Origin of the sequence: Anaerobacillus arseniciselenatis (genome assembly GCF_001865995.1) — a bacterium.
GTDB lineage: Bacteria > Bacillota > Bacilli > Bacillales > Anaerobacillaceae > Anaerobacillus > Anaerobacillus arseniciselenatis.
In genome coordinates, this window is the sequence record NZ_MLQQ01000035.1 from 1 (window position 1) to 13,375 (window position 13,375).

Here is a 13,375-nt window from a genome sequence, read left to right on the forward strand (position 1 = left end):
AGCGTACCCACCAATTGGCATAGTTTCACATATTATAAAAATAATGTTAGAGGTCGTGTCGAAAAATATTTTTTTGGTACTTCTCCAACGGCTCAAACCGTTGGTATATCAATATTTATAGAGGGAGGCTTTATAAAGATGAAGCCATTACAGTTAAAACGTGAGCTAGAAAAAAGGTTAGCAGCTCCGGATAGAAGACTTTCCTATGACCGAGATGAGCAAAAGTTAAGAATAGAAAATACAACCGTTAATAAAGGAGTCACTTTATCAATTTCGAAACTTCAAGTTAAATGGGAAGCGAAAAAAGAAGCGGCATTAACGGAAGCGGTACATTACGTAGAAGAAGCATTACGAGCAATGGCAACACCAGTAACACTTAGTGGAAATGAGAAAAGAATTTTTCCGGTTATTCGTTCAACGTCATTTCCTACTGCGGCAAATGAAAAGGAACTTCTATGGGAAGAGCATACTGCTGAAACGAGAATATATTATGCAATTGATCGAGGAACGACATTCTCGTTAGTGACGAAGGAAATGATCGAAAAAGAAGAGATGAGTTTAGTAAAAATAAAAGAAATAGCGATGTTTAATGTTCGTTCATTAAAAACAGATGCGAAACGAGATGAAGTCGCCGGCAATACATTTTACTTTATTAATTCAAACGATGGTTATGATGCTAGCAAAATTTTGAACGAACAACTATTAAAACATTATCAAAACAATGCAGAAGGGGAATTAGCCGTTGCTGTACCGCATCAGGATGTTTTAATCATCGCTGACATAAAAAATGAAGCGGGGTATGATGTTTTAGGCCAAATGGTGTTTCAATTTTTCACTAATGGACGAACGCCGATCACTGCACTTCCTTTTATTTATGAAAAAGGCCATTTGGAACCAGTTTTCATTTTAGCGCAAAAAAAACCGAAAGAAGAATAAGGGGATAACTCCCTTTTTATGAGAGAGACTGACATTGTGTTATTGTGTTAGTTTCTTTTTGTGTAGTTGATAGTTGGTTAGTGGACAGTTGGTTTGTTGGAAAGGAAAGCCCTTGATTTTTACATAATTAGATAGTGACGATTATTCGTCAAGTGAGTTTTGTATGAAAAAGGCGGGTGCTTTTGCGAACGAACGTCTGAGATTCGTTAGAAGGTCAAGGTGAAGTGAGGGAAAGCACCCTCCTTTTCCATATTAGATGGTGACGGAATATCGTCATGCGGGTTTTGTATGTAAAAAGCTATTTAGTTAGACGAAAATACATTTCTTGTTTAATAGTGATTATATCCAAACTAGGTTGTCCTCACGCACATACACTGTTAAGGAGAGTAGCGAAAGGAGGAACGACGGTGAAGAAATTTCGGATTCCGCCTAATATTAATATAAAAATTAATCATGTTGCTGACGGAGCTTCTATTAATTTTGGGCCTTCAATTCATAAAGGTCATCAAGCAAATGCCAAAATTGATGCAGGTGAAATTATTATTGGAGATGAAATTATTTTCGGTAATCAAGTAAATATAGAGAATAATAACGAAGAAAATAATGAAGAGAAAGTGGATGAAGAAAATAAAGAAAATGAAAAAGACAAAAGGAAAAAATGGAAGTTAATTAAAGATAAAAATGGAAAAAAGAAATGGAAATTAATTAAATACTTCGAAGAAGAGTAAGTTTAAAGGTGTCAGTCATCTTTTCTGTCTGACACTATGTTTCTATAATAAATATATGAGAAAATATTTTAAACTCCCTTTTCTATTATGGCTAAATTAGGTATAATTTCACAATCTCCCATTAATCACTAGAAAAAACTAGTGGTTTTTTCCTTTTTTAAGTTATTATTAAACTAGCATATGTTATATTTAAACTTTTGAATGAGATGAAGGAGATGCAACATGTATAATACCCCGAAATCAAAATTCTACATCGTAAATTCAACAATATAGAAAAGGTGATTTTCATGTTTAAGAAGTTAAAAATAGCCTACCAAAAAGTTCATTCGTTTTTATTTGGAGAAGAAAGTGAACATATTCATACACGACAAGAAAGAAAGCTTTATTATGGTCGAATTAAAGGTGACAATGATACTGAGGCACGGATGATTCATCAATATCCTAAGCAAGGAAATTTTCGTTTTCCGATCATCTCCGATGAAGAGGGAAACAAGTTGGTACGCCAAAAATCTATACATAAAGAGACTGCTGTATCAAATCCGACAAGAAAAATAGAAAAAAAACGAGAAAAAGTAGTTACTAATATTCATCCTAAAAGGAATTTAGAACAAAAAGAAGTGGTAACTGAGAAAAATGAAAAACGCAAAAAATTTCAAGGTGTTAATTTTAAAGCACAAGAAATTCCATCCCCCGTACATGCTTTTAAGAAACAAACATTAAAGGTTAACCGGGATGAAAAAAATGAAGACGTAAATGTTTCATCTAAAACAAATAGTTTAGAGCGAAACGACGTTACTACAAAAATTACACAGGTTCCTGTACAGGAAAATAGCCTCGAGGTCCAACCGTTTGGTCGAGAAGAAATGTCAACTTTTCAAAAAAAGATGGAAGTAGCTACAGCAGTAAAGAATGAGCTTGAAACTGCAGTAGTCTCAACAGCACAGGAAGAGATAAAAACTGAAGTTGCCGCAACAGTCCAAGAAGAAATAGAAACTGAAGTAGTTAAAACATTTCAAGCAGAAATAAAAAATGAAGAGATTATTGCAACTCATGAGGAAATTGAAGTCGAAGAAGAGTTAACTGAAGCGGAAATAGAAGTAGAGTTAGCAACAACTGAGCCCGAAATAGAAGTTGAGCAGGAAAAAGAAGCATTTCAAGAGGAAGCTGAAATTGAAGAAACACTTCATGAAGATAAAGGACAAGTTTCGAGCAAAACAGTTGTTCCATTTAATGTGCTCATGCTTCAAAAAGACCGTGTTGCTCATAAAAAAAATCAAGATCATGAGCAAAGAAACTATCGTTTTCCGACGTTACAGTTATTAAATATACCAGAGAAAAAACAAGAAGATAGTCAATTGTGGTTAGATGAGAAAAAGGAAATCCTTGAGATGACACTTGCTAATTTTAATGTTAACGCCAAAGTGGTCGGTGTTACGAAAGGTCCTTCAGTTACTCGTTTTGAAATCCAGCCGGAAGCGGGAGTGAAAGTTAGTAAAGTAACAGGACTAACAGATGACATTAAATTAAGTTTAGCTGCTAAAGACATTCGTATCGAAGCTCCGATTCCTGGAAGGAATGCGATAGGAATTGAGGTGCCAAATGACGTCAGTGAGCCTGTTGTTATTAGAGAGATTTTACGTAGTGGTGAATTCCAAAAAAATCCTTCTCCACTGACGGTTGCGATGGGGCTTGATATTTCTGGAAATCCCGTAGTCACAGATATTCAAAAAATGCCTCACGGTTTAATTGCAGGGTCAACAGGTTCAGGGAAAAGTGTATGCATAAATTCAATTTTAATTAGTATTATGTTTAAAGCGACACCTGATGAGGTGAAGCTAATGTTAGTTGATCCTAAAATGGTTGAACTGGCCCCTTATAATGACATTCCGCATCTTATTACCCCTGTAATTACAGATGCAAAACAGGCAACTGTAGCCTTAAAGTGGGCAGTTGAAGAAATGGAACGTCGCTATGAATTGTTCGTTCAAAACGGCGTTCGTGATATTAAACGATATAATCAAGTAATGAAAAAAGAGGACGAAACAACTCCAGCAATGCCTTATATCGTCATTGTTATTGATGAATTAGCAGATTTGATGATGGTATCGCCACAAGATGTTGAAGATGCGATTTGTCGTATTGCTCAAAAAGCTAGGGCATGTGGGATACACTTGCTTATAGCAACGCAAAGACCTTCTGTAGACGTTATTACAGGCTTAATAAAAGCAAATATACCTACGAGGGTTGCTTTTTCAGTTTCTTCTCAAGCCGATTCAAGAACAATTATCGACTCTGGTGGTGCAGAGCGCTTGCTAGGAAAAGGGGATATGCTCCTTTTTGAAAATGGGGCATCTAAGCCAGTTCGTGTTCAAGGAAACTTTGTTTCAGACGAAGAAATAGATCGAGTGATTGCGTTAGTAAAACAACAGCGTAAACCTAACTATTTGTTCGATAAGGACAACCTTGTTAGAGGAAATGAGGCGATAGATCAAGAGGATGATCTTTTTGAAGAAGCCTGTTATTACGTCGTCGAGCAAGGTGGGGCATCATCATCTAGTTTACAACGGAGGTTTAGGATCGGCTTCAACCGTGCAGCTCGCCTTATTGACATGATGGAAGCAAGAGGGATTATTTCAGAAGCGATGGGCTCAAAGCCAAGAAACGTCCTCGTTTCAGAAGAAGAACTTTCGGAGTTAATTTAGTAAATTAATAATTTACAATTTAAAATTGAAAATTAGGGCTAGGGAGTTGCTTCGAAGCGCTTCTTTCATAAATTTTTAATTATGAATTGTGAATTGTAAATTAAAACAATGCTAGTATCACGTTTGATATTAATATAAAATAGTATATATAAGGTATGTTTCTTTGAAAATATACCTTGTTTTCTGACAAAAGGTTTTATATGATTAATATGTTGGTGCTTTATTGGTAATAATTGAATAAGGACGATTTGTAAGTGAGAAAGACGAAAGATTTACTATAAGTCATTTAGTAATATGAGTCTAGCTATACCATACTTTTTATAAGGAGTGGTCACGATGCAAGAGATTCAATTATCAAGCTTAGTAAAATCTATTTCTCCACAATGGCTTTCCTTATTAACAGAAGATGAGCAAAATATGCTCATTGTTCTAAAACACGGATTCGCCAATTTAGACGAGTGTGACGTGCAAGAAATTGTAGAAGCAGCAATAGTAGAGCAGCATAATAAAGGAAATATTTTTCATTAATGTTTAAACTGTGCCCGTGACAGGATTTATGTCCATCACGGGCATTATAACTAAAAAAGCCGTTGCAAACTACGAGGGGTATCATAATGAAAGAAATCAAACTAAAATTAGAAGGTAAGATTAAAAGGTTAACAAATAAAACATTTAAATTTGATGAACGAGTCGAAGAGGGCTGGTTTTCTGCTGTTTATTTTTTGAAAACGAAAGAGATTGTCGAGAAATTAAAAAAAGATAATACGGTAACGATGCAATTTTTTCAAAAAACAGATGCAGTACTTTGCGGAACTGATGAAGTCATTGCACTTATTAAAACTTTTGCGAAAAATGTGGACGAGCTTGAGATTCATTCATTAAAAGATGGTGATAAAATTAAGCCGTTTGAAACAGTTTTAACGATCACTGGACCTTATCAAAACTTTGGCTATTTAGAAGGGGTTATTGATGGTATTTTAGCGCGCAGAACCTCGGTGGCTACGAATGTGTACAATGTTGTTAAAGCGGCAAGTCTTTCTGGTGTAAAAAAACCTGTAATCTTCATGGGAGATCGTGATGATCATTTTACGCAACAAGCTGGAGATGGGTATGCTGCATATATCGGTGGTTCTATTGCCCAAGCGACTCATGCGATGAATGAATGGTGGGGTAAAAAAGGAATGGGAACGATGCCACATGCATTGATTCAACTTTTTGAAGGAGATGTTGTCGCAGCAACTCATGCATACAAAGAAACATTTCCAGAAGATGATTTAATGGCACTTGTTGATTATAACAACGATGTAATAACTGACGCCTTAAGTGTAGCACGTGAGTTTGGTGAGGAGTTAAAAGGGGTACGAATTGATACATCGAAAACAATGGTTGATCAATACTTCTTTAGAAATCCTGATGTACTAGGTTCGTTTGACCCACGTGGTGCAAACCCTGAGCTGATTTTTGCGCTTCGAAAAGCTTTAGATGATGAAGGTTTCCATCATGTAAAGATCATTGGTTCTGGCGGATTTGATGCGAAACGAATTGAGGAGTATGAAAAAAGAGGAGTTCCTGTCGATATCTATGGTGTTGGAAGTAGCTTACTAAAGATCCATATTGGTTTCACTGGAGATAATGTGCTTTTAAATGGCAAGCATGAAGCGAAAACAGGTCGTAAATATCGCCCTAATCCACGCCTTGAAAAAATTGATTAAAAATTTTTATACGAACGAGGCTGTCCCTAAATGCAGCTCACCTATTAACCGTACAATTAGTTTGGTAAGAAGATGACGGTGTACAAGCTATTAGTATTAGGTGACTGAAATTTAACGATGGGACTGCCTTTTTTATCTTTTAAGAGAAACTTAAAAATGAGTGATAGAATTAAGTGGGGGAATATAGGTGAAATTTACGAAAATAAGTTTAATTACTACATTTGTACCAACGATAATCATGTTGATGTTTGCCTTAGTATCTTTTACAAATATATTTACTATTGAGGATGGTAAAGGGTTATTTGTGATAGGGTTATTACTCATTTTTCCATTACTTTTTATAGGACAAGGTTGTGCATGTGCGTTTGGGAAGGGAAATTTATTATTAGCAGTTGCTGTATCAACGTTATCATTTTTTTCTATTATTTTATTATTTTTAAATTCATCTGCATTATTTTATATCATTCTTTATCTTATCGTTGCCTTCTTTGCCTATGGCATTACGTTATTTTCACAAAAAATACAAAACCAGGCGAAAAACAATACGTTATAAGTTTAGGGGGTTACAAATGCTGTAATGTAACTCTACCTTCACCACTTTTTATGCAGTATGGGAAACTGCACAAAAAGGCTTGGTGCAGAACATGGGGGGAGTGCGCAATTGCAATATAAAAGAGAGAGCAAAATGCTCACTTTAAGCTTTCGATTCCCCTTCTCTTGCTTTGAGCTCAGAAGAGTAATCATTCGAGTGTTTGGATTACTCTTCTCATGTTTTGAACTCAGAAGAGTAATCAGTTCGGGGTTTCGATTACTCTTCTCTAGTTTTGAGCCGAGAAGAGTAATCAGTTCGGGGTTTCGATTACTCTTCTCATGTTTTGAGCTCAGAAGAGTAATCATTCGAGTGTTTGGATTACTCTTCTCATGTTTTGAACTCAGAAGAGTAATCATTCGAGTGTTTGGATTACTCTTCTCTGGTTTTGAGTCGAGAAGAGTAATCATTCGGGCGTTTGGATTACTCTTCTCTAGTTTTAAGTTAGGAAGAGTAATCAGTTTTTTTCGCATAAACAGATTATCTTTAGAAGGTGTGGATGATTTGACGGTTACAGATAAAGGGTACGTAAGAATTTTTAGCGTGACCTAACCGAGTTTCACATCACCTAAAAGGGAACGCAAGAAGATCTCGCGTGCCCGAACAAAGCGTCACATCCCCCAAAAGGTAATGCGAGACCTTCTCGCGTGCCCGAACAAAGCGTCACATCCCCCAAAAAGGTAACACGAGACCTTCTCGCGTGCCCGAACGAAGCGTCACTTCACTCAAAAGGTAACGCGAGATCTTCTCGCGTGACCCAACCGAGTGCCACACCCATCAAAAGATAACGCAAAATCCTCACCATGCCCCACAGTACATGTCCGCCCAACTACTGCGCACTCTCCCCATAATGTGCATTACCTTTTTTTGTTACCCCCTCATTCTCGAAGCCATCACTTTTCTTATACTTCTAATATTCTGTATTCAACTATGGTTGAGGTTTGAAAGTTTACCTAATAAAATCAAAAAATATTTGTTTTCGTGCGACTTTTAGTGTTGTGTTTACGTCTAAATAGTGAAATACAAAAGGAAGGGAGGTAGAGTTGTGGTCAATAAGAAAATGGAAATTAGTGATTGGTATGAACAACATAGTGAATCTATTTTTAAATTTATTTTGATGATGACCCATGACTACCAAAAATCTGAAGATTTAACCCATGAAACATTTATTAACGCTTATAAATATTATGACTCCTTTCAACAAAATGCTAGTCCAAAAACTTGGCTTTTTACAATAGCTCGTAATGTCACTGTCGATTATATGCGGAAACAGAAACCGCTCGTTTTCTTTAAAACTATTTTTTTTACACAAGACTCAAAACCACTTCCTCAAGAGGCATTAGAAATTAAAGAAGAGGTAAATGAAATTTATCGTATTTTACAAAGTTTGAAACCTTCATATCGAGAAGTAATTATTTTAAGAAAAATTAAGGGATTCTCAATTAAGGATACAGCTGAAATTTTAGGTTGGTCAGAAAGCAAAGTGAAATCAACGTTATCTAGAGCATTAAAAACATTCGAACAACGCTTAGCGAAGGAGGGGTACGAAAATGAAAAAGCATTGGGATGAACATTCTTATAGTAAATTGAATAAGGTTAGTTGGAGTGAAGACAGGAAACGTAATCTACATCAAAAACTGATGAATGATATTGATCAACTGGAAAGAAGAAAGAAGTTTAAGCACGCATTTGTGTATGTGGCAAGTTTAGCATTATTTTTCGCAGTTATTTTTGTTGGCTATAACTTTTCCCTATTTGAACAACAACAGACTCCAGCAGTAATTGAGGAAGAAGAAATTGACTTAGTAGAAGAACCTGAATTATTAGAAGAGCAAGAATTAATCGAAGAGCCCGATGTTGTAACAGAAGATGAAGAAAGGTTATTTTATTACGGCACTATAAATGCTAGTGAAGATTACTTTACAATAGCAATGACGGATTCAAATGTCATGTATTATATACCTGTTAGTTCGAGAATGACTATTGATATTTTGAAACACGTTAATTTTGAGTACACTTCTAATAGTAATTTAAACATTAAATACGGATTAAGGTTTGCACGTTCCGATATTCCGTTGCAATCGTATGAAATAGAAGATGAGCATTTACACTTATATTTTAAAAAAGACGATTTGATGAATATAAGAGGGTCTACAGGAGTAGGAATGGGGTTATTTAGTATCAACACGTTTGCTACGAATTTCAGTGATAAAGTAACACATTATACCGCCTATGGAGATGGTGAACCATTTTCTCATGAAGGAGAGGACTTTGACATTATTGATGTACCACTAGATCGTAATAGCGCATTATTAGCGGATCGTAGTGCCGTATATTTACCGATAAGTACGGAAAAGGGGATATTTTTAAGACAATATTTTCCTCCTACTTATTCAATAGAAGATATATTTGCTGATTTTTTTAGCCTCCATACACAGGCGATTACAGAAGTAGAAATCGATTTATCGAAGTTTTCATTTGATACCATTGAAGAACGAGATGGAAAAATAGTTATTCATTTAAAGGGTGATATAAATAAAGCTTATGAAAAAAATAATATCGATAAGGAAAGTTTAAAATCATTAATTGTCCATGGAGTAGGTGCAAACCTACGTGAACAATTCGATCATGAGCAAGCGCGAATTTATTTAAATGAAGAACAATTATTTGAAGGATCTCTTAGTCACATTCGAATTAATTCTTTAGACGAATTAGCTGAGCGACAAGTAGAAGCTACGTCACAAAGATAGAAGGTTTGAAAGCAATAATTAAAGCTCCAAAGTAGTGTAAGCAACCCACAAATTATAGTGGGAGGTTGTGACATACTTTCATATAAATTTAGTTGATTGAGGGTGGGACAAAACAAAGTGTCAGACACCGCTAGACACCGAATATAGACATATGATAAATCTTTACGTCTATATTTAGTAGGATCCTTGTTGTGTCAGACACTTTTGTCCCACCCTCTTTTTAATTTTTAAAAGGCTTTTTTCGTAAACATTTTTGTTTTTTAGGACTTATTAAATGCATACTTTTTTAAAACATACTTAATTTTATTACGTGAGTGAATTTCATAATTACAAAAATGAGCCACATCATGCAATATATAGTTTGTGAATGGTTTTGACGCCAATATATATTGATCTTAGTGGCGAGAATCATGAATTATGAAATTCATTAACGTGAATAATTAATCTTCCCAATATTGGTTAAAATAATAATAGAAAATAAGTCTTTAGAATTAGTTCCAATTAAGGGTGTAAATATTATATAACTTGCATTAACATTCAAACGTGGTGACAAAAAGTATTTTCTGTTATAATAAGTCAGAATGTGTTCAAAAAAATAACATTTATACATAATAGGCATATACTTAATTAAGGAATTTTAATGTGGAGTAATAATTATTCATTATTTAAGCTTATGCAGGTTAGTATGCAGCTTAACAATAAACAGGTTAATAAAGTAGTGTGGGGGTCCAATATATGACAGTCTACCATTTTATCGGAATTAAAGGATCTGGGATGAGTGCTTTAGCTCAAGTGTTACATGATATGAAATTTAAAGTACAAGGTTCTGATGTTGATAAAGTATTTTTTACGCAAAAACCTTTAGAACAAAAGGGAATTAATATTTTACCGTTTGACAAAAGCAATGTTCAAAGTGGGCAAACGATCATCGCTTCTCCTGCTTATAATGAGGAACATGAGGAGATATCAGAAGCTCTTGAAAAATCGATGCCGGTTCACAAATATCCTTTATTTTTAGGGGAGTTTATTGAAAACTTTACGAGTGTCGCCGTTACAGGTTCTCATGGGAAAACGTCTACGACAGGCTTACTTTCGCATGTTTTAGGAGCAGCTAAACCTACGTCTTATTTAATTGGTGACGGAACAGGTAAAGGAGAAGAAAATAGCGAATATTTCGTATTTGAGGCTTGTGAATATCGTCGACATTTTTTGCATTATAAGCCGGATTATTCAATTATGACGAATATTGATTTTGATCATCCTGATTATTTTAAAGACGTAGATGATGTTTTTGATGCGTTTCAAGAAATGGCGATGCAAGTGAAAAAGGCGATCATTGCTTGTGGCGATGATGTCCATTTACAAAAAATTCAAGCCCAAGTACCCGTTGTATTTTATGGTCTTGAAGAAGATAATGATTTTCAAGGAACGAACATTCATGTGTCTAGTGAAGGAACAACATTTGATGTCTCTGTTCGCAATACTTTTTATGGGACGTTTACGATCCCCGGGTACGGAGACCATAATGTAAAAAATGCATTAGCAGTTATTGCTCTTTGCCACTATGAAGATGTTCCAATGCAAGTGATTTCAGATCAATTAAGAACATTTCCTGGAGTTAAACGACGCTTTAGTGAAAAGCCATTTGGAGAGCAAATTTTAATTGACGATTACGCACACCATCCAACTGAAATTTCGGCAACGATTAATGCAACAAAACAGAAATATCCGAATCGAGAAGTCGTTGCGATTTTTCAGCCACATACGTTTACAAGAACAAAAGCGTTTTTAGAGGAGTTTGCGGAAAGTTTACGTAAAGCTGATCAAGTATATCTCTGTGACATTTTCTCTTCTGCAAGAGAAAACAGTGGTACATTAACGATAAAAGACTTACAAGATTTAATTCCTAATGCTAAGCTAATTAAAGAAAGTGAAATGAAGCAATTAAAAGCACATAAATCGAGTGTGTTACTATTCATGGGCGCAGGCGATATTCAAAAATTTCAACAAGCATATGAAAGTGTAAAGTAAAAGGGCGACCCGAGGTCGCCCTTTTACTTTTGAGTTACTTCAAATTCTCCGGATTTAATGCCTCTAACTCCTGAACAACAAAACGTCCGTCCTTACGAATTAAGACGTCATCGAAGTAGATTTCACCCCCGCCGTATTCAGGGCGTTGAATATTAACGATATCCCAGTGGATAGATGATTTATTGCCATTATAAGCATCGTCATAACATTGGCCTGGGGTAAAGTGAAAACTACCGTCGATTTTTTCATCAAATAAAATGTCTTTCATCGGATGTTTGATATAAGGGTTTACACCGATGGCAAATTCCCCAATATATTTTGCTCCTTCGTCCGTATCAAAGATTTTGTTAATTCGTTCTGTATCGTTGGCACTAGCTTCAACAATTTTTCCATCTTTAAACGTCAACTTAATATTTTCAAATGTAAAGCCTTGATATGGAGAAGGTGTATTATATGTAATGGTCCCATTAACTGAGTTTTTAACTGGTGCTGAATATACTTCTCCATCTGGAATGTTCAGCTCACCAGCACACTTCACCGCTGGAATGTCTTTAATCGAAAATGTTAAGTCCGTTCCTTCACCAGTAATTCTTACTTTATCTGTCTTATTCATAAGCTCGACTAAGGCATTCATTGCTTTATCCATTTTACCGTAATCTAAGTTACAAACATCGAAGTAGAAGTTTTCAAATGCTTCTGTACTCATGTTAGCTAATTGAGCCATGGATGCACTAGGGTAACGTAATACAACCCAACGAGTTTTAGGGACACGAATTTCTCTATGAACTTTTGTACCAACCGTTTTACCGTGTAAAGCTAATTTTTCTGAAGGGACGTCAGATAATTCGCTAATGTTATCCCCCGCTCTTAATCCGATGTAGGCATCCATTTTTTTCATTACATTTGCTTCAAATTGAGCGACCATATCCATTTGGGTGTCATTAGCATTAAATAATAATGCGCGATCTATTTCATGGTCTTTAAGTGATACAAAAGGATTGCCTCCTGCTTTATATGCTTCATCCACAAGAGCTTTTACAAGTTCTTTTTGTAAACCAAAGTTTTCAATAAGAACATTTTCACCTTTTTTGAGCTTAACAGAATAATTAATTAAATTTTTTGCTAGTGTTTGAATACGTGGATCTCTCATCTTTTTTCCTCCTGAATAATTAAATTAAAATTATATTCTAAAAATTAGTGTACCCTTAATACATACGTTCGTCTATTTATTTAGCTATTTTCGTAAACTTCTTGGTTTTATTATGTGCAATGAAAAGGAAAAGTAAAAATTTTGTAGAATATTTATAGAAATGCTAAAATTAGAAGATGCTAGACGTGTTAATTTTGACTTAATCCTTCTTTTTGGCAATGTTTCATATTTTTACTTAAGGGTATAAATGTGAAAAGATAAATTTATGGAAGGACCTCAAGGAGGTGTAAAAGTGGAAATTATTTTGTATTTAAGTATTGCACTTGTTGCTGTTGCCTTTACAGTACTAGTGGTTTATGTGGCTAAAACTTTAATCGCAGTGCAAAAAACATTAACGAATGTCGCTAATACGATGGAAGGCCTCAACAAACAAATGGACGGTTTAACGAAAGAGACGACGGAATTGTTACATAGAACTAATCAATTAGCTGATGATATTCAAGAAAAGTCGAAATCGTTAAACACGGTTTTTGATTCTGTAAAAGATTTAGGCGGTTCGCTATCTGGGTTAAATAACTCGATCCGTAAAGTATCAGATTCAGTATCAAAAACGACTGAACAGCAGTCAGATAACATTGCTCAAACGGTTCAGTGGGGAAATGTAGTTATTGATTTGTATACTAAATGGAAATCGAAAAAGGAAGCAGAACAAGCTAAAAAAAATACCGATGTTAATTGAGTGAATTTCATAATTACTAAAAAAGAGTCACATCAAAC

The 13,375-nt window shown here is 35.1% G+C and carries 11 protein-coding genes; 10 read left to right on the forward strand and 1 reads right to left on the reverse strand.

Annotated features, from left to right (window positions below):
• The 9 genes from BKP35_RS12445 to murC form a co-directional block, all read left to right on the forward strand.
• Nucleotides 1-936: DUF1444 domain-containing protein (locus tag BKP35_RS12445; RefSeq protein ID WP_337959646.1), on the forward strand; the 936-nt coding region annotated here is incomplete at its 5' end.
• Nucleotides 937-1,343: 407 nt separating this feature from the next.
• A complete protein-coding gene (locus BKP35_RS12450) occupies nt 1,344-1,664 on the forward strand; it encodes a hypothetical protein (protein ID WP_071313687.1) in 321 nt (106 codons plus the stop codon).
• Between the two features lie 287 nt (nt 1,665-1,951).
• A complete protein-coding gene (locus tag BKP35_RS12455) occupies nt 1,952-4,366 on the forward strand; it encodes a DNA translocase FtsK (RefSeq protein WP_071313688.1) in 2,415 nt (804 codons plus the stop codon).
• Nucleotides 4,367-4,702: 336 nt separating this feature from the next.
• A complete protein-coding gene (locus BKP35_RS12460) occupies nt 4,703-4,894 on the forward strand; it encodes a hypothetical protein (protein WP_071313689.1) in 192 nt (63 codons plus the stop codon).
• Nucleotides 4,895-4,980: 86 nt separating this feature from the next.
• Nucleotides 4,981-6,078 (forward strand): nicotinate phosphoribosyltransferase, encoded by a 1,098-nt coding sequence (locus BKP35_RS12465; RefSeq protein ID WP_071313690.1) that lies wholly within the window; start codon nt 4,981-4,983, stop codon nt 6,076-6,078.
• A 187-nt stretch (nt 6,079-6,265) separates the two neighbouring features.
• A complete protein-coding gene (locus tag BKP35_RS12470) occupies nt 6,266-6,631 on the forward strand; it encodes a hypothetical protein (RefSeq protein ID WP_084031636.1) in 366 nt (121 codons plus the stop codon).
• 1,081 nt (nt 6,632-7,712) lie between these two features.
• Nucleotides 7,713-8,237, forward strand: coding sequence for an RNA polymerase sigma factor (locus tag BKP35_RS12480; protein ID WP_245741960.1), 525 nt, complete (start codon nt 7,713-7,715; stop codon nt 8,235-8,237).
• Complete coding sequence (locus tag BKP35_RS12485; protein WP_071313692.1) at nt 8,218-9,417, forward strand: hypothetical protein; 1,200 nt, start codon at nt 8,218-8,220, stop codon at nt 9,415-9,417. Before BKP35_RS12480 ends, BKP35_RS12485 begins: the two co-directional genes overlap by 20 nt.
• A 735-nt stretch (nt 9,418-10,152) precedes the next feature.
• Entirely contained in the window at nt 10,153-11,448 is a 1,296-nt protein-coding gene (gene murC / locus BKP35_RS12490; RefSeq protein WP_071313693.1) for a UDP-N-acetylmuramate--L-alanine ligase, read from the forward strand.
• 34 nt (nt 11,449-11,482) lie between these two features.
• On the opposite strand, the gene BKP35_RS12495 is transcribed toward murC, so the two are convergent.
• A complete protein-coding gene (locus BKP35_RS12495) occupies nt 11,483-12,598 on the reverse strand; it encodes an aminopeptidase (RefSeq protein ID WP_071313694.1) in 1,116 nt (371 codons plus the stop codon).
• Nucleotides 12,599-12,890: 292 nt separating this feature from the next.
• Here BKP35_RS12495 and BKP35_RS12500 point away from each other — a divergent pair, with 292 nt between their 5' ends.
• Nucleotides 12,891-13,337: a DUF948 domain-containing protein gene (locus tag BKP35_RS12500; RefSeq protein ID WP_071313695.1), complete on the forward strand. Its 447-nt coding sequence runs from the start codon at nt 12,891-12,893 to the stop codon at nt 13,335-13,337.
• Nucleotides 13,338-13,375: the final 38 nt, after the last annotated feature.